The organism is Plastoroseomonas hellenica, assembly GCF_018129085.1.
Classification (GTDB): domain Bacteria; phylum Pseudomonadota; class Alphaproteobacteria; order Acetobacterales; family Acetobacteraceae; genus Plastoroseomonas; species Plastoroseomonas hellenica.
The window spans coordinates 1-20,623 of record NZ_JAAGBB010000078.1 but is presented as its reverse complement, the minus strand read 5'-3'; the positions used below and the strand labels follow the sequence as shown (position 1 = coordinate 20,623).

Sequence of the window (20,623 nt, the reverse complement as noted above, 5' to 3'; positions counted from 1 at the left end):
CGCCGGAATCGGCCGCGGCGGGGCTGCGCTCCGGCGGCGGCGCCGGCGGCACCAGCAGCCGGTTCAGCGGCAGGCCGATCAGGAGATGCGCCGCCGCCCAGGCGAGGCAGGCGCCGCGCCAGCCGATCGCGTCCTCGAGCAGCGCCGAGACCGGCCAGCCGATGGTGCTGGCGAAGCCGGCGAGCAGCGTGATGCCGGTGATCGGCCCGCGCGCGGCGCGCCCGTAGAGCCCCGCCAGGGTCGCGAAGGCGGCGTCATAGAGGCCCATGGTCATGCCGAGGCCGATCACCAGCCAGGCGGCCGCCATGACGATCGGCCCCGGCGCGACGCCGAGCAGCGCCAGCCCGGCGGCGAGCACCAGGTTGGAGAGCGCCAGCACGCCGCGCCCGCCGCGCCGGTCGATGGCGCGGCCGACCGCGGGTCCGAGCAGCGCCGAGAGCACCAGCGCCGCCGAGAAGGCGCCGAAGATCCAGGCGGGCGAGAGGCTCATGTCGCGCGCCATCGGCGCCGCCAGGATCGCCGGCAGGTAGTAGGAGGAGGCCCAGGCGAGGGTCTGGGCGGTGCCGAGCGCGATGACGACCCGGGTCGTGCCGGGCGGCATTGCCGCGGATGCGCTCATCGGGCGGCGCTTTCCGGTTCCGCGCCGGCGGCGCCGGCCGCCGTCACGGCCGGCGCCGCGGCGAGCCGCGCCAGGGCGAGGAGCGCCAGCATGCCGATGAGGCCGATCGCGGCCATGCCCCAGAGGGCCGCCGCCGACCCGGCCCGTTCGAGCAGCAGGGCGAAGGCGAAGGGCGCCCCGGCGGTCACCACCAGCCGCACCGCGGTGATCTTCCCGAGCATCGCCCCATAGCCGCGGCTGCCGAACAGCTCCAGCGGAACCGTGCCCCGGACGATGCTGACGAGGCCGGAGCCGAGGCCGAGGATGACCGCGAAGAGCAGCGCCGCCGGCAGCCAGGGCGCGGTCAGCAGCAGCAGCGCGATGGCGGCGGGCAGGAGGCCCGCGGAGAGGACCGCGAGCCGGGTCGAGGGGAGGTCGCGCCCGAACGCCATGTTGACGAGCCGGCCCAGCACCTGCGCCGGGCCGAACAGGCTGCCGACGAGGACCGCCCCGGCGCCGAGGCCGAGCCCGCCCAGCACCGGCACCATATGGACCAGCACCGCCGAGAGCACGAAGCCCCCGGCCGAGAAGCCGGCAAGCAGCAGCAGGAAGGCCCGCCGCCGCGCCGCCTCCGGCAGGCTGCCCTGGACCTCGCGGCCGGCAGGGACGGCGCGCTCGCCACGTTCCTGGGCAGGGCCGCGCCGGCGCGCGATCAGCATCATGTGCAGCGGCGCGCAGAGCAGCAGGTGCAGGCCCGCAAAGAGGAGATAGATCTCCCGCCAGGTGAGGGAGTCCAGCAGCCAGGCGGTCAGCGGCCAGAACAATGTCGAGGCGAAGCCGCCGATCAGCGTGAGCTGGCCGATGCGCCGCTTCGCGTCCTGGCCGGCGATCTGGGCCAGGGCTGCGAAGGCGCTGTCATAGAGGACGAGGGTGGAGACCGCCTCGATCGCGACCAGGCCGAGCACGAAGAAGGCTCGATCCGGCGCGAGGGCGATTCCGGCGAGCGCCAGCGCCGCGGTGACCGAGCCGAGCACCATGACGCGCCCCGCCCCGAAGCGGTCGATCCAGCCGCCGCTGATCGGCGCCAGCAGCCCGCCGGCCAGCAGCGCCGCCGAGAAGGCGCCGTAGACCCATTCCAGCGACCAGTTCAGGTCCTGGGCGATGGACGCGGCGAGGATGCTGAAGGCGTAGTAGAGCGTCCCATAGCCGATGATCTGGGTCGCCCCCAGCGCCCAGACCGCCGCGGCGCCGGCGGCGCGGCCGTTCACCGCCTGCCCTCCGCCGGCATGGCGTGGTCCTCGATGCATCGATCATCGATGCAAGAAGGCGTGCGAAGCCGCGTGAAGGGGCGCATCAGCGGCAGCTCTTGGCGCGTTCCCGGTCGACGGCGGCGAAGGCGCGGCCGGTGTCGCGCAGCGCCGCCGTCGCTTCCATCCAGGCATCGAGCGCCACCCGGAAAGCGTCGCGCCCGGCTTCGGTCAGGGTATAGACGCGGCGCTGGCGGCCCTGGACCGTGGTCGCCTCGGCGGTGAGGAAGCCGCCCGTCTCGAACTCCCGCAGCACCGGGTAGATGGTACCCTCGGTCGGTGAGCAGCAGCCGCCGGTGGTGCGCTCGACGGCGCGGGCGACGTCATAGCCATGCATCGGCCCGTCATGCAGCACGCGCAGGATGAAGAACTTGGAGAGGCCCATCTTGATGGTGCCGGCCCAGTAGTCGCGCGACGCGAAATCGACGCGCGGCGGCGGCGGCTGGGCATGGAGGGGCTTGGCCATGGCGGCAGCCTATGCCGCGACCCTCTATGCATCAAGGCACCCCTGTCAGGCGGATGCCCTGCCGCCGCGGCCCCGCCTCCGGGCTTCATGATCGACCTGTGCTTCCAGGTCCGGGTCTGTCCCGTCTATTCTCCAGGGACACCTGAAGGGTGCCGGGCCGATCCCTTGGCCGATCGGCACGCTTCAAACCGCGGGAGATCCTGTTTGCGCAAGCCGAACTACAACTTCGAACGTTCGCAACGCGTCAAGGCCAAGGAGGAGAAGGCCAAGGAGAAGGCCGCGAGGAAGCAGGAGAAGGCCGCGCCGGACGCGGGCTCCGCCGTCGGCCCCGAGGACGAGGCGCGCGGCGGCCATGAGGCGCCTGGCGGTCCCGGTCCGACGGTCCGGAATGACGGGAACTGAGGGACCGGGACTCTCCTGGGCCGGGAGGCCTCGCGCCACCCGTCCAGGCGAGCCCGCCTGATCCATCGCGCCGCATGGCACGCGTCCAGGCGGAATCGCTTGAACGCGGCCAAGCCGGGAACATTCTAGCCGAAGAGCTGCAACTCGGACGGCGCGGTCGCCTGCGCCAGCAACGCGTCCGTGTCGGCCGCGCCCGACAGGGCCTGCACGCCATCGTCGAATTGCAGGAACTCGATGCCGGTCAGGACATCGGTGCCGTCGCGGTTGGCCGCGCCGGCGCGGGTGTCGATCACGGTGACGATGGCGCCGGCCTCGATGATGTCATAGGCATCGCGCGGGCCGTGCAGGATGACCCTGTCCTCGCCGCTGCCGCCATCCACGATCTCGGTGCTGCGGCCGCCGGTGATCACGTCGTCGCCGGCGCCGGCGAGGATCACGGAATGGGTCCAGGACGGATCGTAGACGGCCTGGAAGGCGGAGCCGCTGTAGTCGCGGGTCGCCACCGTCACGGTGATCATGTCCGCGCCGTCGCCGGTCGCGATCTTCATGATGTTGTTCCAGTCGCCGCTGTTGCTGTCGACGCCGATCCAGATGGTGTCGTCGCCTGACCCGGTCGTGACCTCGCCGCGCTTGGCGCCGTCGACGCGCACCTCCTGGTCCGTGTCGCGCTCGAGCGAGACCCAGACATCGACCCAGTTCTCGAGGATCAGCGTGTCGCCCGAGAAATCGTCGACCTCGATGTTCTTGATCGAGTTCCAGGCGGCATCGAGCGCGAGCCGCGCCGTCGTCGCGTCCAGCCAGTCGAGGCTGACATCGACCCGGAAATTGGTCGGCGCGAGATCGAGCGAGCCGGCATCGGACTGGAAGCTGTTGGCGCTGCCGCCGGTGGCGGGGTCGTCGGCGCCCAGGCTGTCGTGCAGCGTGCCGTCGCCGCCCACCACCTCGTAGCTGTAGCCGGCGGCGAAGCGCTGCCAGTAGGCGTCATGCGCCGCATCGGGATCCCATCCCGATGACAGCGACGACTGCGAGAGATTGAAGGTGACCTGGGCCATGACAACCTCGTTCAGGGATGACAATGAACCCAGTATCTCCCCCTTTGCGGGTGTCGGACAGTAACTTTGCAACCAAGACGTGTTGACATCGTAGTGTATGCCATTGGGTGCTCGAGCGTGATCCCTGCGCCCGAGCGTCGAGTAACCAGGCTCTAATCCACGCGGTCACCACCCCCGCCCAGAAGGCCGCAATAGCGGCGGCGGCCGGCCAGCGCCTCGGGCGAGAGGTCGGGCGGCGGCCGGTCGCAGAAGCTCCGCCGGTCGTCCCAGGCCAGCAGGCACTCCGGGAAGGCGGGGGTCAGGATGCCGCGGCGGGTGACCCGGCAATATTCGGCGATGGCGCGGAGCTCCTGCGTCATCCCCGGCAGGTCGGCATCGAAGCGGCGCGCGGCCCGGCGGCACTCCGGCCAGCGGGGATCGGATGGCGGATAGCCGAAGCTCCGGCAGATCCGCTCCTCCCGCGCATCCTGCGGGTGCCAGGGCCGTGGCCCCGGCTGCGCGCGGAGCAGCGCCGGTTGCAGCATCGCCAGCATGGCGGCCGCGAGAAGGGGCCAGTGCATCGGGTCCTGTCCCAGGCGCCCGATGGCGACGCGTCGGCCGGCTCAGACCGGCTCGACCTTGCCCCCGGCGGCCACCCAGTCCTTGAAGGCGCCGAGGTTGCGGACATCGCCGTAGCCGAGCTCGCGCAGCGTCCTGCCGGCGAGCGCCGCGCGCCCGCCCGACGCGCAATAGGTGATCACTGTCTTGCCGGCGGCGAGCGAGGGGTCCCGCGACGCGCCTTCCGGATCGGCGCGGAACTCCAGCAGCCCGCGCGGGATCGCCAGCGCCCCCGGCACCTTGCCGGATGCGGTCAGCTCGGGCGGTTCGCGCAGGTCGATGAACACCGCATCGCCTTTGGCATGCAGCGCCACCGCCTCCTGGGCGCTGATGCGCGGCACCACGGCCTCGGCATCGGCCAGCATCTGCTTGACGGTGGTCGCCATGGACGGAACTCCCTCATTGCCTGTCGTTCCGGCCCAGTAAGCCCCAGCGGGATGGAGGAGACCAGGGGGGATGCCGCGCGGCCGGCGCGCGGGGAGCATGGCGCCCCCGTCGCTCGACGCGCCGGAACCGGAACCGGTACCCTGCCGGCACGAGACAGCATCGAGCAGGTCATCCAGAGGTGCGCGAACCCTTGTCGTCACGCCGAAAACTGCCGGCGGCCCCGAAGCTGACCGATCAGGTCGCCGAGGCGCTGCAGCGCCACATCGCCGAGGCCGGTCTGTCGCCGGGCGACCAGCTTCCCACGATCGTCGACATGTCGAGCACCTATGGCGTCAGCCCGACCGTGGTGCGCGAAGCCCTGGCGCGCTTGCGCTCGGAGGGGCTGGTCGAGACCCGCCAGGGCTCCGGCGCCTATGTGTCCGGCACCGCGCGGCCGTTCCGCATCGCGCCCGGCCTGACCGGGAATGCGCTGGTCCTGCGGGTGCTGGAACTGCGGCTGGGCGTGGAGACGGAGGCGGCCGCCCTCGCCGCGCGGCGGGCGGGACGCACCGCGATGCGGCGGCTCACCGATGCCTTCGGGGCTTTCGCACAGCGTATCCGGGAAGGCGAAGCCGCGATGGCGGAGGATCTGCGCTTCCACCGCTGCATCGCCGATGCGGCGGGCAATCCATTGTTCGGCGAGTTCCTGTCCTTCCTGCAGCAATACCTGAACGACAGCATCGGCCTGTCGCACCGGCGGAGCCAGCGGCGCGGGCGGATGGACGCGGTGCTGGCCGAACATGCGCGGATCCGCGACGCCATCGCGGCCGGCGATGCCGAGGCCGCGCGGGCCGCGATGCGCGACCACCTGGAGGCCGGCATGGCCCGCATCAGGTCCGAAGCCGGCGACGCCGGCTGAGCGGCCTCGCCCTAGCCCGGCTCTCTCACCACCCGCCAGATCCCTTCACCGCCGATGTCCCGCGCGCCGTAGCGCGCGATCGCCTCCGGATCGAAGTCGAAGCCGAGGCCGGGCGTCCGCGGCAGCAGCAGGTCGCCCTTGTCCAGCACGAGCTGCGTGTCGATCAGCCGGCGGAAATTCACCACATGGTCGTCCGGCATGAACTCGACATAGCTGACGCTCGGCGCGCTGGCCGCGAGATGGACATGCACGTCGTGCCAGGCATGGGGGGAGGTGGCGACGCCGTAGCTCGACGCCGTCGCCGTGATCCGCCGCCATTCCGTGATGCCGCCGCAGACCGTGGCGTCGGTCTGCAGGATCGCCGCGGCGCGTTTGTCCAAGAGCTCCTTGAAGCGCCAGCGCCCGGCCTCGATCTCCCCGGTCGCGACCGGGACCGGCGTCGCGCGCGCCAGCGCCGCGTGGTTGTCGATGTCATCCGGCAGGAAGGGCTCCTCGATCCAATAGGGATCCATCGGCTCAAAGCGACGCATGAACTGCAGCGCGGTCGGCAGGTCCGGCCAGGCGTTGTTGGCATCCAGCATCAGGGCGATGTCGGGGCCGATGGCGTCGCGCGCCGCGCGCAGCCGCGCCGCTTCCTCGGCCGGGCTGCGGCCGCGGGCGCCGACCTTGATCTTCACCGCGCGATGGCCGGCCGCGACGAAGGCCCGCAGCTCCTCGGCCAGCTCCGCGTCGCCCTTGCCCGGCCAGTAATAGCCGCCGCTGCCATAGGACGGCACGCGATCGAGCACGGAGGCGCCGAGATAGCGGTACAGCGGCAGCCCGGCGCTGCGGGCGTTGAGATCCCAGAGTGCGATGTCGATCGCGCTCAGCGCCCGCATGACGACGCCGGTGCGGCCGAGCAGCAGCGTGTCCTGGTAGAGGTCCTGCCAAATCCCTTCGACGCGATGGCTGTCATCGCCGATCAGGCGCGGCGCCAGCGCATCCGTGACCGCGTGGAACAGCAAGCGGCCCGCCGTGTTGACGGCGTAGCAATAGCCGAGGCCGGCGGTGCCATCCTCCGCCCGCACGCGGACCAGGCAGTATTCGCGCGCGGTCACCCGGCGGGTGGAGAAGTTGATGGGCCGGTCGAGCGGAACACGCGCGATACAGACCTCGACGGCGGCGATCTTCGGCATAATGAGCGTCCTTACTCAGCGCGGATATTGGCGTCCCGGATCACCTGGGACCATTTGGCATCCTCGGCGCGCATCAGCGCCGCCAGATCCTCTGGCGAGCCGTTCACGATCGTCGCGTCCTGGGAGGTGAAGCGTTCGCGCACCGACGGCACCGTCATCGCGCGGGCGATGTCGGTGGCGATGCGCGAGGCCAGCGGCGCCGGCATGCCGGCCGGGCCGACCACCGCGAACCAGACATCGGCCTGGTAGCCGGGCAGCCCGGATTCCGCGATGGTCGGCACCTCCGGCAGCAGCGGTGAACGGGTCTCGGTGGTGACGCCGATCGGACGCAGCGCGCCGCTCTGCACCTGGGCCAGCACCTGCGTCGTGGTCAGCACCGACAGCGGCACGACGCCGCCGATCAGGTCGGTCATCGCCGGCGCGCCGCCGCGATAGGCGATGTGATTGAACTGCACGCCGGCCATGCGGGCCAGCAGCTCCATCGCGATCTGCTGGACGGAGCCCTGGCCGGGCGAGGCGTAATCGATCCGCCCGGGCTGTTCGCGGGCGAGCCGCAGCACGTCCTGCAGGGTCCGCGCCGGGAAGCGCGGGTTCGCCACCAGCATCAGCGGCGTGCGCGCGACGAGGGAGAGCGGCGTTACGCCGGCGATCGGGTCATAGGGCAGATGCGGGTAGAGCGCGCGGTTGGTGACGTGGGACGAGATGATGAACATCAGCGTCTGCCCATCGGGCGCCGCCTTGGTCAGCGCCTCCGTCCCGATGACGCCATTGGCGCCGGCGCGGTTGTCGACCACCACCGGCACCGACCAGCTGCGCGACAGCTCGTCCGACAGCGCGCGAGCGAAAATGTCGGTGGAGCCGCCGGGCGGGAAGCCCACGAACATGCGGACCGGCCGGGCCGATGTCGGCTGCGCGAGCGCCCCTGCCGGCAGCATCGCCAGCAGCGGCAGGGCCAGCAGCAGCGAGGCGCGGAGCGCCCGCCCCAGTCTTCCTTGGACCATCCGGTTCATTCCTCCCGCCACGGGCTCCTTGGCGGCCCGGCATGTCAGGAAAGGCTGGCGGCCGGCCGGCGCAAAGTCAAATGGTCATCATAGGACTTTGGGACCACGGCCGCGATCCGCGCGACGTCGCGCAGGCCTGCCGTGCGATGCAGAAGCACAGCTACTATCGCCTGGGCATCGTCGGCATAGCGGCGATCAGCGGCATCGAGCATGCGCTGTGGGACATCGCGGGCAAGGCACTGGACCAGCCAGTGTGGCGGCGGCTGGGCGGCTCCCAACGGCGTCGCACAAATCCTGAATTCTGCGGTGTTGTCAAAGGCGGCCGCCGATCGTGAAGGCCCGGGACACAATCTTGATAGGTAGTTTCTTCCGTTGGTTTCTATTGCTTGTCCAACACCGTGCTCGGAAAATGTCCAAGAACACGCTCGCAGAACGCGGTGTCCATGTATTCACGCATCTCCACGATCTTGCCGCCCTCGAAGCGATAGACCAGGCAGTATTGGTTGTCGTAGCGCTCACCCGACGTTGCGTAATTGTCGCCCCTTGCCTCCACGACCACAAGGTCTCCGTCCGCCATGAATCGTTCGGCCACGGTCCGCCAGGATCCACCGAAGCGCGCACGCACATAGGCCTGATACTTCTGCAGAGAGTCCGCTGTCACGGTTTGCGACCACGAGGAGCGGCCCATGACCACGACGCGGAATTCCTCCGCAGTATGTTGCTGCAGCAGCGAGCGATCTCCTTGCTCGAGGCGGGAGAAAATCGCCTGCATCAAGGCCTTGTTGTCGGTGGCGGACATGCCGTTCTCCAGTGGTTGGCTGCCGCATGTCGTATCCGGCCTTTCCGCGTCTGCGGAGCGCTAAGCATTCATCTTTCCATGAATTTGCTTCACGATGCTCCAATGACGCAGTTGCCGCCGTTCGATGCCCTCGTCGCTTTCAGCGCAGCCCTGCGCACTGGCAACATGACCCGCGCTGCCGCGGAGCTCGGCGTCACTCAAAGTGCTGTCAGCCACCGCATCCGCAGGCTCGAGGATTTCATGGGAACGCCTCTGTTGTTCCGCCATAACGCGGGCCTCGCCCCGACCCCGGCCGGGCAATCCCTCGCCGACGGATTGGCGGACCTCCTGTCGGAGATCGCGGAGTTGCGCGCGCGTTGCCTGTCGGCGGCGAGCCCGGGCAGGCTGCGCATCGGAATCGGGGCCGGGCTCGCGCACAACTGGCTTCTGCGGCGGCTCCCAGATCTCGCTGATCGGCACCCGCAACTCTCGATCGAACTGGTGGTCGTCGAAAGCGAAGCCCCCGACCAGGTCGCGGGCCTCGACGTGCGCATCCACTGGCTGCCCGTATCGGAGTTGCACGCCACGACTACCCAGCGTCCGCTGTTCCAGGAGCAGGTGTTCCCGGTGTGCCACCCGTCACTGCTGCCGGCGAGCTTTGTCCCTGGCGATCCCGCCGTTCTGCGCCATCTCCCCCTGCTGCACAAAGGTCCCGCCGGCCGAGCCACCAGCGCTGAGTGGTCGTGGCCGGCCTGGCTGGAGCGGTTGGGCCTGCCGCCACATCCCCGAGAAAGTCTGCGCTTTGCCAGCATCGGTCCCGCCATCGCGGCGGCGCTTGAGGGCGCCGGCGTTGTCCTGGCGCGCACATTGCTCGTGCATGACGCGCTCGCCGATGGTCGTCTGGTCCGCGTCCTGCCCGTGCATCAATCACTGCCGTGCAATCGGGCTCATGTCGTGCGCTGGACTATCGCGCGTCGCACCGACGATCGCGTCAAGTGCTTCGTTGCGTGGCTGTGCGAGGGGGCACGGCGGACGGAGATGAACCACGCCCGGCGCGAAGCCGCGATCGCTCCGTCCTGAACACATCCGGCGCTGCCGCTTCCCCTGCCATCTGGGAGCGCTTGAAGGATGACGTCCATGACGGCCTAGTGGCCGACATGGGCGCCGAGCGGACGCCTCGTGGAGCCTGCATTCACGGGTCTGGCCGCCCGCGTTCCACCATGGAGAGGATGGTGCGAAGGAGTTCCTCCACCGCCTCGTCCTTGGTGATCTCGCCGCGCGCCGAGGCATCGGACACGGCGTCCGCCGCGCCCAGCATGGCCCAGAGGGCGGCCAGCGCGAGGCTGCCACCCTCGGTGAAGGGTTCCAAAATGGCGCGGCACTTGGCGATGAAGCTGGCTTGGTAGCCGCGCTTCAACGCATCCATCTCCGGGGCGCCGACGAGCGCAGCCGCGACGCCAGGGATCTCTTGGCCCTGCGTCAGGACGCATCCGACGTAAGCTGAGGCGATGACTTCTGCCCTGGCCGGGAGAGTGGGCGCGCAGGCTGCCAGCGCGGCATCCATGATCGCGGTCTGCCGCGCGTCGTAGTCGCGATAGAGCGCGACCAGCAGCCCATTCCGCGTCTCGAAGTGGTCGTAGACCACGGGCTTGGTCACGCCCGCCTGCTCGGCGAGCCGCCCAAGGGTCAAGGCATCCGTCCCCTCCTCCCGCACCAGGCGCCGAGCGGTGTCGATCAACTGCGCGTGCCGGTCCTCGCGGGCCAGGCGGCGGCGTGGGGGAAAAGACATCGGCGGGGTTGTGGGCACGCTTGACACGGAACCTACCAAAGGTAACCTACTAACAGTATATACCACTCGCCCTTCCGAGCCAACCAGCCAGAGGATGCCCACGCCATGCATGCCCTCGTCGTTACAGCGCATCCCGACGCTGCATCCTTCACCCATGCGGTCGCGCGGCAGGTGATCGCAGGCATCGAAGCCCATCCGGGCCACACGAGCGAGTTGGCCGATCTCGCGGCGGAAGGCTTCGATCCCCGTTTCACGGCCGCGGATATCGGGCTGTTCCAACGCCGCGGCCCCGCCGATGCCAGCGTCCTCGCCGAACAGCGGCGGATCGACCGGGCTGACCTGCTGGTGCTGGTCTATCCGGTCTACTGGTGGTCCCTGCCTGGACTGCTGAAGGGGTGGATCGACCGCGTCTTCACCCAGGGCTGGGCTTATGACGACGTGCCGGAGGGCAGCACGGTAAAGATGCTCGGCCGTTTGGCGGTGCAACTTGTCGGCATCGGCGGCGCCGATGAGGGGACCTATGCGCGACGTGGCTATGCCGATGCCATGCGGACGCAGATCGACCACGGGATCTTCGGCTACTGCGGCGCGCCGGTGGTGGGGTCGGACTTCCTGCTGCATTCCGATCCGCCATCCCGGGAGAGGGCGCTGCGCCGGGCCTTCGAGATCGGGAGCGGATTGGCCGCGGCGGCGCCGCACCGGCGCACCGCCCGCCCATGACCGGGACGGGCGCGAAGTTGCCCTCATCTGATCCGGGTGAATGTCGGCTCTCGATCGGTGCCAGCCGTTGACGTCCCTGGTCGCGCCGCACATAATGCATACGCAAATGAATGCGTATGTGGATGAGCTGGTTCGCTGTGGGCTGAAGCTGCCCACGCCTCAGCCGCTGCGAGACTGGAGGGCCGCCGAATGGCTCGCTTGCCTGGCAGGCCCGGAACCCGGGCCCATGAGCCGATACCACCGCTGCCGGCGCGAGCCCGGCAGCCGAGGGCGTCGCGTGCGGCGGGTGGGCAGCACGCTGTGCAGGGCGCGACATCTTCGGAATGGGCCGCCGACGCTGACCGTCCTGCCACGGCCGCGAACCTTGCCTACGCCAGGCTCAAGGCGCTGATCCTGGACAATGCCCTGGCCCCGGGCTCTCAACGCCTGGAAAGCGAGCTGGCGGCCGAACTCGGCCTCTCCCGCACGCCCGTCCGCGAAGCGATGGTCCGCCTCGAGCAGGACGGGCTGGTGACGATAACCCCGCGCCATGGCATGCGCGTCACCGCCGTCACCCCTGCTGACATGCGCGAGATCTACGAGGTCCTGAACAGCCTCGAGCCTGCGGCCGCGGAACTGCTCACCCGGCGCGGCCTGGCGGCGAAGCAGCTTGCGCCGCTCGCGGACGCCTGTACTGCGATGGAAAGGGCGCTGCACAAGGAAGATCGCCATGCCTGGGCGGCGGCGGACGAGGTCTTCCATCTCGGTCTGGCCGAGCTCTGCGGCAACCGGCGCCTGGCCGGGATGATCATGCAGGTGTGGGACCAGTCGCACCGGGCCCGCATGTTCACGCTGCACCAGCGTCCGCTGCCGGAGCGCAGCACCGCAGAGCACCGCGCCGTGTTGCAGGCCGTCATGGCCGGCGACAGCGAGAGCGCGCGCGAGATGTATCGCCTGCATCGTCGCCGCAGCGGTGAGGAGCTGATAGCCCTGATTGAACGGAGCGGAGTTGCATGGCTGTAAGTCGCAATGCGTTGCACATCGCCTTGATGCCGGGGGACGGGATCGGCACGGAGGTCACCGAGGTCTGCGTCGGCGTGCTGGAGCCATTGGCGCGTCGCCATGGCCTCGGCCTGTCGTTCGAGACGCTGCGCGCCGGCGCCTTCGCCTATCGCGACACCGGCACCGCCATGGACGAGGCCACCTTCGCGCGTGCGGAGAAGGCGGATGCGATCCTGCTCGGGGCCATGGGCTGGCCGGGCATCCGCTACCCCGATGGCACCGAGATCGCGCCGCAACTCGATCTGCGCTTTCGGCTCGGCCTTTATGCCGGCCTGCGCCCGATCCGTGCGCTGCCCGGCGTGCCCCTGGCGCTGGCGGATCCGCGCGCTGCGCAGATCGATCTGGTGATCCTGCGCGAGAGCACCGAAGGGCTCTTCGCCGCGCGCGGCCGCGGCGAGATAATCGACGACCGCGAAGCGCGCGACACCATGGTGATCACGCGCGCCACCACCGAGCGCCTGTCCGAGTTCGCGTTCAACCTGGCGCGCCGGCGTGCCGCCAGGCGCGGCAGGCCGGGTGTGGTGACCTTGGTGGACAAGGCCAATGTGTTCACCGGCTTCGCCTTCATGCGCCGCGTCTTCGACGAGGTGGCGCAGCGGCACCCCGACCTGGTGGCCTCGCACCACTATATCGATGCCATGGCATTGGACCTGATCCGACGCCCCTGGGATTTCGACGTGCTGCCGACCGAAAACATGTTCGGCGACATCCTGTCCGATCTCGGCGCCGGGCTGGTGGGCGGGATGGGCTTCGCGCCATCGGCGGATATCGGGGACAACCACGCGGTGTTCCAGCCTTCCCACGGCACCGCGCCCGATATCGCGGGCAAGGGGCTGGCGAACCCCACCGCCATGCTGCTGTCGGCCGCGCTGATGCTGGACTGGTTGGGCGAGCGTGGCGGCGGGCAGGCCTGGTCCGACGCGGCGGCCGAGCTCGAGGGCGCGGTGGATGCTGCCTTCGCCGGCGGCCTGCGCACGCCGGATATCGGCGGCAAGGCCGGCACCGTCGAAACCGGCCGCGCTGTCATCGACAAGATCGGTGCGTCACGAACCTGAACGCCGTCGCCAAGCCGGGTAGCGGATTGGGAGGGAGGAAAAAATGGATCCGACAAAGCAGAGCATCAGCCGCCGCGCCGCCGTGGCCACTTTGGCAGGGCTGGCGGCCGCACCTCGCCCGTCGCGCGCCCAGGGCGAGTTCCCCAGCCGCCCGGTGCGCGTCATCGTTCCGTTTCCGCCGGGCCAGGCGGCCGATGTGTTCGCCCGCATCGTCGCCGACGAGCTGTCCAAGCGCTGGCCGCAGCGTGTCGTGGTGGAGAACCGGGCCGGCGGCGCGGGCGCGATCGGCATGGAGGCCATCGCCCGGGCACCCGCCGACGGCTATACGCTGGGCGTCGGCACCTCCGGCACCCTGGGCGTGAACCCCTCGGTGCTGCCGGGCATCCGCTACGACGCCGAGCGCGACTTCACGCCGATCACCAATCTCGTCCTCGTGCCGCTGGTGATTGCGGTCAATCCCGCCTTTCCCGTGGCTACCGTGCAGGATCTGGTCGCGCATATACGCGCCAATCCGGGGCAGGAGTTTGGCTCCGCCGGCCCGGCGACGGCGCAGCACATGGCGGCGGAGCTGTTCGCGTACCGCGCCGGGTTGAGCATGGTCCATGTTCCCTATCGCGGCAGCGGGCCGGCCATGACGGACCTCGTCGCCGGCAACATCAAGCTGATGTTCGACAGCACCACCAGCGCGCTGCCGCAGATCCAGGCGGGACGCGTCCGCGCGCTTGCCGTGACGACACCGCAGCGCCTGGCGCAGCTCCCGAATGTGCCGACGGTGGCGGAGACGGTCGCGTCGGACTACGCGGCCATGGGCTGGTCCGGCCTGGTGGCGCCCGCCGGCACGCCCGCCGAGGTCGCGCGCAAGATCAACGCCGATGTGGTCGCGATCCTGCGCGACCCGGCGGTCGTCGCCCGCATGGCGGAATCCGGCACCATCGCCGACCCCGGTACGCCGGAGCAGTTCGCGCAGTTCATCCAGAGCGAGATCGCCAAGTGGCGCGAGGTGGCGCGCGTCGCCAATGTGCGACTGGAAGGCTGAGGCCGGACGTCGGACCGGCTCGGGCACGGGCGCAAACCAGGCCTCGGCGCGGCAGCGCCGCTGACCTCCTGAGCCGCGGCGACAACTTTCGTCGAGCCGCGTCGTTCCTTCAGTCGAGGTCAGCCTCGCGAGGGAGCATGCGCCCAACCGAACAGTGCCGCCTGGATGGTTCCGCATCGCGCCAGATACGTCTGGTGCTGGCCGTCGGCGCTGCCATTTTGGCCGTGGCGCTGAGCGCGGCTCCGGGCGCCGAGGCGCGGCCGGCGCGCGATCAGGCACAGCGCGAGAACCAGCATCGCCCGCGGGCCGGCCAGGCCCCGCAGGCGGCCGCACGCCCACAGCAGGGCATGGCCTCCTACTACGCGCCACGGTTCAGCACGCGGCGGACGGCCGCAGGCGGGCGGTTCGACCCGAACTCCGATACGGCAGCCCACCGTACCCTGCCGCTCGGGACGGTGGCGCGCGTAACCAACCTCGCCAATGGCCGCAGCGCCGTGGTGACCATCCGGGATCGCGGCCCGCATGCGCGCGGCCGCATCGTCGACGTCAGCCCGAGGGTCGCGGAGGATCTGCGCATGCGCGATGCGGGCGTGACGCGGGTAATCCTGCAGCCTATCGCGGTGCCCGCCACGGGATCGCGCCGGCGCGGCTGACGGCCGCGCCCGCCGTTCAGCCCGTCTGCTGCCCCAGGAAGACGAACCCCATCGTGCGCGCGTGGTAATGCAGACCGCCATCCTGGACGATGAGGAAGCGCGCGCCGACGCCGCCGCCATTGTGATGCGAATGCGGCTCCCCCGGCGGGGTGACGAGGGTGGATCCGACCGTCCAGGGGCAGCGCTGTCCGGCCACCAGCGAATGGCAATCCTCGCCACGTAGCGCCAGGGTGATGGCGGCGGAGTTGTGCCGGTGCGGCGGCTGCGCCTCCCCGGGCGGCAAGGTGTTCAGCGAGAGCGTCAGCGTCGGCGCGATGTTCCGCCCCGCCTCCAGCGTATCGGAGGAGAAGATGAGCGCGAGGCCGGAGGTGTCCGGGTTCGTCGTCGTCGTGGCCAGCAGCGCGAGCTGCCGCTCGATCTCCGCCGCGGGATAGTGGACGGGCGCGACCGCCGCCGGGCCGGGGCGCGCGCCGTCCAGTGCCAGCATCGGCTCATTCGTCACGATCCAGAGCAGCGCGTCGGTCGCGGCCCGCAGCGTCACCGGGCGGTCGCCGGGCAGCAGGACAACATCGCCCGCGCCCCAGGCGAAGCCTTCCGGCCCCGCGATCGCGCCCGCGCCGCGCAGCACATAGGCGATCAGCCCCGTCGCGTGCAGCGCGAGCGCCAGCGCATCGCCTTCCCGGATCCGGGCATAGCGGGCGAGCATCAGCGGCGTGGTCGCGGGGAAGGCGCAGCCCATCGCGCCCGACTGGTCGCAGGCGAACAGCCCGGTCGGCGCGTCCGGCGCCGCGGCCGCCGCCAGCACGGCGGCGAAATCCGCGGCGGGCACCGGCGGCAGCTTGATGTTGAAGGCATTGCCCGAGTTGAAGAAGCGTGCCCGCGCGGCGGCGGGGCTGGCCGGTGCGGCGGGGAGCTGCACGGGCAGGTCGGCCATGTCGATCATCGCGGTTTCCTTCTCCTGGACCGGGCGCGTCCCGGCCCAGGAGCGGTGCAAGCCGCGTACCAGGGGCCGTGCCGCCTTAGCCGACCGTTCGGATCGTGGGCGCCGGCAGCGACAGCAACCGCAGGTTCACGCAGGCGGCGCGGCCGCTGGCATGGGCGCGTTCCAGCGCCGCGGGCAAGTCCTGCGCGCGGGTGACGAACTCGCCATGGCCGCCGAGCGCCGCGACCGCCAGGTCGTAGCGGATGTCGGGTGACAGGGTGCAGCCATGCGCGCGATCGGCGCCGTAGCTGCGGCACTGGATCTGATGCTCGGCATTCCAGCGGCCGTCATTGCCGATGACGGCGATGACGGGCAGGCGATGGCGCAGCGCGGTCTCGAACTCGGCCATGTGGTAGCCGAAGGTGCCGTCGCCGAGCATCGCCACCACCGGCACGCCAGGCCGTGCCACGGCGGCGCCGATCGCGAAGGGGAGGGATGGGCCGATGGCGCCCGCCGGGCCGTTGATGACCCGCTCCGGCGCCCGCACCAGCGCCTGCGCCCATTGCGAGAACTCGCCGCCATCGGCGACCAGCACGCCGCCGTGACGGTCGAAGAAGTCCTGCACCGCGCGGCCGATCGTGACCGGGTGCAGGGCGCCGTCCAGCCCATCCGCCGCATCGTTCCAGGATGGTGGCCGGACGCCGAGCAGGCGCTGCGCCGCCGCGCGCCAGGCGCCATGGCCGCTGCCCATCCCGGCCTGCGCGGCACCCCCGGCGAGCCACCGGGCGGCGCGGGCGGGCTCGGCCGCCGCGGCCAAGGCCAGCCTGGCACCGAGCAGCCGCACGGCGCGGTCGCGGAGCGCGGCTTCCGGCTCCAGCACCATCCAGGCGGCATCGGCCGCGAAGGGCGGGCCGCCGAAGCGCAACGTGAAGTCCAGCGCCTTGCCGAGCAGCAGGATCAAGTTGGCCTGGCCGAGCAGCTCTGCCAGCGCGCCCTGCGCCGGGTCGTTGACGCCGCGCGGGCTTTCCATGGCCAGTACCGGTACGCCGAGCGCGGCTTCCAGCCGCGCCAGCAGTACCCGGCCCTGCGGCGTCGCCAGCGCCGGCGGTGCCAGCACCAGCGGCCGCGCCGCGTCCGCCAGCGCGCGCAGCATGCGCGGCAGTGCGGCCGGCTCCGGCGGCGGTGGTTCGGCCGGCAGCGCCGCTTCCGGCATGCCGCAGAACCCCTCCAGCACGTCGCTCGGCAGGTTGAGCTGCACCGGGCCGGGGCGGCCGCTGGCGGCGAGGCGCATGGCGCGCGCCAGCTCGCCCGCCACCGCGCCGGGTGACTGCACCACCCAGGCCGCCTTGGCGGCGGGTGCAGCGAGCGCCGCCTGGTCCTGCTCCTGGAAGCTGCCCATGCCGAGCTCATTCAGCGGCGCGTGGCCGGAGAGCAGCACCAGCGGCGTCTCCCCCGCCAGCGCGGTGCAGAGCGCGCCCACGGCATTGGCATGCCCCTGGCCGGCGCTGACCAGCGCGACGCCGACCTCGCCGGTCAGCCGCGCCCAGGCATCGGCCATGTGCACCGCCGCCGCCTCGTGCCGCGTGTGCAGCAGGGTGATGGGTCGGCCGAACGCCGCGTCATAGACCGGCATGATGTGGTTGCCGGAGAGGCTGAAGACGGTATCGATGCCCGCGCGCTCCAGCGTCCGGACCAGGGCGTCGGCCCCGCGAAGGGCAGGGGGCATCGCGGCATCTCCTAAGGTACTACAGGATTGTGCTGGGCATGCAGCAGACTCGCAAGCCAGATTGTGCTGGTCTCCCGGCGGACCATCGATCCATTTGCCGGCACCTGATGGCGCCGGGTAGAACCCGGGCATGAGCGTGCTCACGACCCTGGATCCCGGCCCGGACACGCGGCCGATCTACCACCGCATCGCCGGCGCGCTGCGGAGCGGGATCGCATCCGGCCGGCTGCGCCCCGGCGACCGGCTGCCGACCATCGCGGCGCTGGCCGCGGAATACGACGTGGCGCCGGTGACGGTGCGCCAGGCGCTGTCGGTGCTGGCCGATCAGGGGCTGGTGCAGGCGCGCCAGGGCAGCGGCACCTATGTCGCCGCCGGCCCGCCGCGCCGCCCGCAGCTCGCGCTCGATCTCGGCTGGCCGCAGCTCGCGGCCGCCATCCGCGGCAACACCGCCCGCATCCTGGACGCGGGCGATGTCGACGGCGCCGCGCTGCCGGTCGCGGCGGGGGAGGGCACGCCCGCCGCCCGCTACCGCTGGATGCGCCGCGTGCATGCGGACCCCGCCGGCGAGCCCTATGCGGTGGTCGAGCTGCATGTCGACCGCCGCTATTACGACCGCGCCCCCGCCCGCTTCGACGCCGGGATGGCGATGACCTTGCTGGAGGAGCTGGCCGGCCCCGAGCTGCCGGAGCTGCAGCAGGGCTTCTCCCTCGGCGCCGCCAATGCCGCGGTCGCGGCGCTGCTGCGGGTGCCGACCGGATCGCCGCTGGGCGAGCTGCGCCGGGTGTTGCGGCGCGCGGATGGCATCATCGCCTGCCTCACCCAGGGCCTCTACCGCGCTGACAGCGTGCGCTTCGGCGCGACGCTCCGGCGGCCGGGTGCCGGCGATTCGGCCCCGGGACCATGAGGGCCCTGGGTGTTCTGCTGATGACGCCGTCGCGCCGTCAGCCCGCCCGCTTCTGGCTGTCGGCCAGCCCCTTGCCCATCTTGAGGCCCAGCTCGCCGGCGCGGTCGCTGAACTCCCGCATCGTGCGGTAGGGAACGGCGGTGATCTCGGCGATGATGTTCAACTTCTGGGCGGTGTCGAGCGCGCTGAACCTTCCGGCCGTGGGCCTGCGCTCGAACAGCGCCGCAACCGCCTGGACCGTGCGGGCGGGGATGATGCCCAGCACCCGGACATGCTCCGGCGTGATATCGGCGGCGGTCAGGATGCGCTCCGCCATGGCATAGGCCTTGGGCTTGCCTCCCGGCGCATAGGCGCCCTCGGGCGGCGTCGCGGTCAGGTCGCTGGCCTTGAAATCCAGCTCGGCGCCGTTGTCCTGCTCGATGAAGACCGTGTCCCCGTCGCATTCCAGCACCTTGCCGCTGCGGCGGCCGTCCCGGTGGTAGACCCACTGACCAACCGAAAACATGGGCTTCGCCCTCCTTCAGAGGCGCACGGGCGCGCCGCGGCGACCGCGGCCTCTATGGCACGGAACCGCCGGCCGCACGATGTCTTCAGCCGCGCCGTCGCACGATGCCATCAGCCGCGCCGTCACGGCCTGTGCCCCCGGTAACAGGGGGGGCGGCGCCTGCCGGGGTACAGAGTCCGGACTGGCATGCGCGCTGCAACGCATGCGCCCATGGGCTGTGCCCGCGCTGCGCCGCGCGGGGACAGCTCTTTCGACGGGGAGCATTGCGATGACCGACCTGGGACGCCCTGCCGCCAGCCCCGCCTATAGATGGGTCATCGTGGCCGCCGCGGCGGCGATGCTCGCGATCGTCATGGGGCAGCTCGTCAACGGCCTCTCGGTCTTCTTCATCCCGATGGAACGGGAATTCGGCTGGTCGCGCGGCTCGATCGCACTGATCAACACGGCGGGCCTGATCGGCATCGCCTTCGGTGGCATCGTCATGGGCGCGGTCGCCGACCGCCTGGGCATCCGGACCGTCTGCCTGGTCGCCGCACTCGCCGTCGGGTCCTGCGTCACCGCGGCGGCCTGGGCGGATCAGCTCTGGCAATTCCACCTGCTGTTCTTCCTCGCCGGCGCCTTCGGCGGCGGTGCCATCTTCGCGCCGGTCATCGCCATCGTCGGCAGTTGGTTTCCGGTGGGCGCTGGGCTCGCCATCGGCATCGCCTCCGCCGGCCAGGCGATCGGGCAAGGCGGCGTGCCCTTCGCCGCCGCCTTCCTGATCGAGGCGCTGGGCTGGCGCGGGGCGATGCTGGCGCTCGGCCTGATCTCGCTCGCGACGCTGGTCCCGCTGGCGCTGCTGATGCGGGACCCGCCGGCATCGCGCCACCCCGGCGGCGTGGCGCCAGCCGATCGGGCGCCGCCGCTGCCGCCAGGCTTCGTGGTGCTCGCACTCAGCGCCGCCGTGCTGTTCTGCTGCACCTGCATGTCCGTGCCGCTGATGCACCTGGTGCCGCTCATCCAGGGCTACTGCATCTCGGCGCCGGATGCCGGTGGCGTGCTCTTCGTCATGCTCATCGCCGCCATCGCGGGCCGCGTCGCCTTCGGCAGGCTGGCCGACATGATCGGCCCGATCCCGTCCTACATGGTGGCCTCGCTCTGGCAGACGGTCGGCGTCTTCGCCTTCACCCAGATCAGCGACCTCTCGCTCTTCTACGTCTTCGCGCCGGTCTATGGCTTCGGTTATGCGGGGGTCATGACCGGCGTGCTGGTCACCGCCCGTGCCCTGACGCCCGCCAAGGGCCGCGCCATGCTGATGGGCGTCATCCTCGCCTTCGCCTGGCTGGGCCACGGCTTCGGTGGCTGGCAGGGCGGCGCCTTCTTCGACCTGACGGGCAGCTACACGCTGAGCTTCGCGAACGCCGCCGCCGCGGGGATGCTCAACCTGATGATCGTCGGCACGCTGCTGGTGATGGTGCGCCGGAGAATGGCCGCCGCACCGGCATGAAGGAATGGCTTCGCCCGTCTCCTACTGTTCTCGGAAGGCGCGGTGGAAGCTGTCGAGGACGGGCTGGATCATGTAGCGCAGGAAGGACCTGGCGCCGATCTGGACCATGGCCTCGACCGGCATGC

24 protein-coding genes are annotated in these 20,623 nt (G+C 71.0%); 11 read left to right on the top strand and 13 right to left on the bottom strand.

What is annotated here, in order from left to right; genetic code table 11:
* The 3 genes from GXW71_RS32035 to GXW71_RS32025 all read right to left on the bottom strand — a co-directional run.
* Window positions 1–619, bottom strand: a 619-nt coding sequence (locus GXW71_RS32035; protein WP_211857503.1) for an MFS transporter, incomplete at its 3' end; no start/stop codon positions are given.
* On the bottom strand, window positions 616–1,866 hold the full coding sequence (arsK, locus tag GXW71_RS32030; RefSeq protein WP_211857501.1) for an arsenite efflux MFS transporter ArsK: 1,251 nt from the start codon (window positions 1,864–1,866) through the stop codon (window positions 616–618). The genes arsK and GXW71_RS32035, both read right to left, overlap by 4 nt.
* An 85-nt stretch (window positions 1,867–1,951) precedes the next feature.
* The gene (locus tag GXW71_RS32025) at window positions 1,952–2,371 is read right to left on the bottom strand and encodes a PadR family transcriptional regulator (protein WP_246527080.1); all 420 of its coding nucleotides are present in this window, start codon (window positions 2,369–2,371) and stop codon (window positions 1,952–1,954) included.
* A gap of 204 nt (window positions 2,372–2,575) precedes the next feature.
* Here GXW71_RS32025 and GXW71_RS32020 point away from each other — a divergent pair, with 204 nt between their 5' ends.
* On the top strand, window positions 2,576–2,773 hold the full coding sequence (locus GXW71_RS32020) for a hypothetical protein (RefSeq protein ID WP_211857499.1): 198 nt from the start codon (window positions 2,576–2,578) through the stop codon (window positions 2,771–2,773).
* A gap of 125 nt (window positions 2,774–2,898) precedes the next feature.
* Here GXW71_RS32020 and GXW71_RS32015 read toward each other — a convergent pair whose 3' ends face one another.
* The 3 genes from GXW71_RS32015 to GXW71_RS32005 all read right to left on the bottom strand — a co-directional run bounded on the left by GXW71_RS32015 (window position 2,899) and on the right by GXW71_RS32005 (window position 4,808).
* A complete protein-coding gene (locus GXW71_RS32015; RefSeq protein WP_211857497.1) occupies window positions 2,899–3,825 on the bottom strand; it encodes a hypothetical protein in 927 nt (308 codons plus the stop codon).
* Window positions 3,826–3,977: 152 nt separating this feature from the next.
* The gene (locus GXW71_RS32010; protein ID WP_211857489.1) at window positions 3,978–4,385 is read right to left on the bottom strand and encodes a hypothetical protein; all 408 of its coding nucleotides are present in this window, start codon (window positions 4,383–4,385) and stop codon (window positions 3,978–3,980) included.
* 42 nt (window positions 4,386–4,427) lie between these two features.
* On the bottom strand, window positions 4,428–4,808 hold the full coding sequence (locus GXW71_RS32005) for a rhodanese-like domain-containing protein (protein ID WP_211857487.1): 381 nt from the start codon (window positions 4,806–4,808) through the stop codon (window positions 4,428–4,430).
* Window positions 4,809–4,999: 191 nt separating this feature from the next.
* Between GXW71_RS32005 and GXW71_RS32000 the strand changes: the two genes are divergently transcribed.
* A complete protein-coding gene (locus tag GXW71_RS32000; protein WP_211857485.1) occupies window positions 5,000–5,707 on the top strand; it encodes a FadR/GntR family transcriptional regulator in 708 nt (235 codons plus the stop codon).
* 11 nt (window positions 5,708–5,718) lie between these two features.
* Here GXW71_RS32000 and GXW71_RS31995 read toward each other — a convergent pair whose 3' ends face one another.
* Together GXW71_RS31995 and GXW71_RS31990 are read right to left on the bottom strand one after the other, a co-directional pair.
* Entirely contained in the window at window positions 5,719–6,882 is a 1,164-nt protein-coding gene (locus tag GXW71_RS31995; RefSeq protein ID WP_211857483.1) for a mandelate racemase/muconate lactonizing enzyme family protein, read from the bottom strand.
* Between the two features lie 11 nt (window positions 6,883–6,893).
* Window positions 6,894–7,883 (bottom strand): tripartite tricarboxylate transporter substrate binding protein, encoded by a 990-nt coding sequence (locus tag GXW71_RS31990; protein WP_211857481.1) that lies wholly within the window; start codon window positions 7,881–7,883, stop codon window positions 6,894–6,896.
* Window positions 7,884–7,924: 41 nt separating this feature from the next.
* On the opposite strand from GXW71_RS31990, the gene GXW71_RS31985 reads away from it, so the two are divergent.
* Window positions 7,925–8,218 carry a hypothetical protein gene (locus GXW71_RS31985; RefSeq protein WP_211857479.1) on the top strand — a complete coding sequence of 98 codons (294 nt, stop codon included), beginning with the start codon at window positions 7,925–7,927 and terminating at the stop codon, window positions 8,216–8,218.
* A gap of 44 nt (window positions 8,219–8,262) precedes the next feature.
* On the opposite strand, the gene GXW71_RS31980 is transcribed toward GXW71_RS31985, so the two are convergent.
* Entirely contained in the window at window positions 8,263–8,682 is a 420-nt protein-coding gene (locus GXW71_RS31980) for a nuclear transport factor 2 family protein (protein WP_211857477.1), read from the bottom strand.
* A 102-nt stretch (window positions 8,683–8,784) separates the two neighbouring features.
* Here GXW71_RS31980 and GXW71_RS31975 point away from each other — a divergent pair, with 102 nt between their 5' ends.
* On the top strand, window positions 8,785–9,741 hold the full coding sequence (locus GXW71_RS31975; protein WP_211857475.1) for a LysR substrate-binding domain-containing protein: 957 nt from the start codon (window positions 8,785–8,787) through the stop codon (window positions 9,739–9,741).
* A gap of 112 nt (window positions 9,742–9,853) precedes the next feature.
* On the opposite strand, the gene GXW71_RS31970 is transcribed toward GXW71_RS31975, so the two are convergent.
* The gene (locus tag GXW71_RS31970; RefSeq protein WP_246527079.1) at window positions 9,854–10,399 is read right to left on the bottom strand and encodes a TetR/AcrR family transcriptional regulator; all 546 of its coding nucleotides are present in this window, start codon (window positions 10,397–10,399) and stop codon (window positions 9,854–9,856) included.
* 156 nt (window positions 10,400–10,555) lie between these two features.
* Between GXW71_RS31970 and GXW71_RS31965 the strand changes: the two genes are divergently transcribed.
* From GXW71_RS31965 to GXW71_RS31945, 5 genes are all read left to right on the top strand, one after another.
* Entirely contained in the window at window positions 10,556–11,170 is a 615-nt protein-coding gene (locus tag GXW71_RS31965) for an NAD(P)H-dependent oxidoreductase (protein ID WP_211857471.1), read from the top strand.
* Window positions 11,171–11,470: 300 nt separating this feature from the next.
* Window positions 11,471–12,172, top strand: a complete 702-nt coding sequence (locus tag GXW71_RS31960) for a GntR family transcriptional regulator (protein ID WP_367617411.1) — start codon at window positions 11,471–11,473, stop codon at window positions 12,170–12,172.
* On the top strand, window positions 12,163–13,266 hold the full coding sequence (locus tag GXW71_RS31955) for an isocitrate/isopropylmalate dehydrogenase family protein (RefSeq protein WP_211857467.1): 1,104 nt from the start codon (window positions 12,163–12,165) through the stop codon (window positions 13,264–13,266). Before GXW71_RS31960 ends, GXW71_RS31955 begins: the two co-directional genes overlap by 10 nt.
* 43 nt (window positions 13,267–13,309) lie before the next feature.
* On the top strand, window positions 13,310–14,302 hold the full coding sequence (locus GXW71_RS31950) for a Bug family tripartite tricarboxylate transporter substrate binding protein (protein WP_211857465.1): 993 nt from the start codon (window positions 13,310–13,312) through the stop codon (window positions 14,300–14,302).
* A 194-nt stretch (window positions 14,303–14,496) separates the two neighbouring features.
* Window positions 14,497–14,955, top strand: coding sequence for a septal ring lytic transglycosylase RlpA family protein (locus tag GXW71_RS31945; protein WP_367617410.1), 459 nt, complete (start codon window positions 14,497–14,499; stop codon window positions 14,953–14,955).
* A 16-nt stretch (window positions 14,956–14,971) separates the two neighbouring features.
* Here the strand turns inward: GXW71_RS31945 and GXW71_RS31940 are convergent, their stop codons facing one another.
* The gene (locus GXW71_RS31940) at window positions 14,972–15,898 is read right to left on the bottom strand and encodes a cupin domain-containing protein (protein ID WP_211857463.1); all 927 of its coding nucleotides are present in this window, start codon (window positions 15,896–15,898) and stop codon (window positions 14,972–14,974) included.
* A gap of 76 nt (window positions 15,899–15,974) precedes the next feature.
* Complete coding sequence (locus tag GXW71_RS31935) at window positions 15,975–17,603, bottom strand: thiamine pyrophosphate-binding protein (RefSeq protein WP_211857461.1); 1,629 nt, start codon at window positions 17,601–17,603, stop codon at window positions 15,975–15,977.
* Between the two features lie 130 nt (window positions 17,604–17,733).
* Here GXW71_RS31935 and GXW71_RS31930 point away from each other — a divergent pair, with 130 nt between their 5' ends.
* Window positions 17,734–18,507 carry a GntR family transcriptional regulator gene (locus GXW71_RS31930; protein ID WP_211857459.1) on the top strand — a complete coding sequence of 258 codons (774 nt, stop codon included), beginning with the start codon at window positions 17,734–17,736 and terminating at the stop codon, window positions 18,505–18,507.
* Window positions 18,508–18,544: 37 nt separating this feature from the next.
* On the opposite strand, the gene GXW71_RS31925 is transcribed toward GXW71_RS31930, so the two are convergent.
* The gene (locus GXW71_RS31925; protein ID WP_211857457.1) at window positions 18,545–19,012 is read right to left on the bottom strand and encodes a hypothetical protein; all 468 of its coding nucleotides are present in this window, start codon (window positions 19,010–19,012) and stop codon (window positions 18,545–18,547) included.
* A 268-nt stretch (window positions 19,013–19,280) separates the two neighbouring features.
* Between GXW71_RS31925 and GXW71_RS31920 the strand changes: the two genes are divergently transcribed.
* Window positions 19,281–20,498, top strand: a complete 1,218-nt coding sequence (locus GXW71_RS31920) for an MFS transporter (RefSeq protein ID WP_211857455.1) — start codon at window positions 19,281–19,283, stop codon at window positions 20,496–20,498.
* Window positions 20,499–20,623 lie beyond the last annotated feature (125 nt).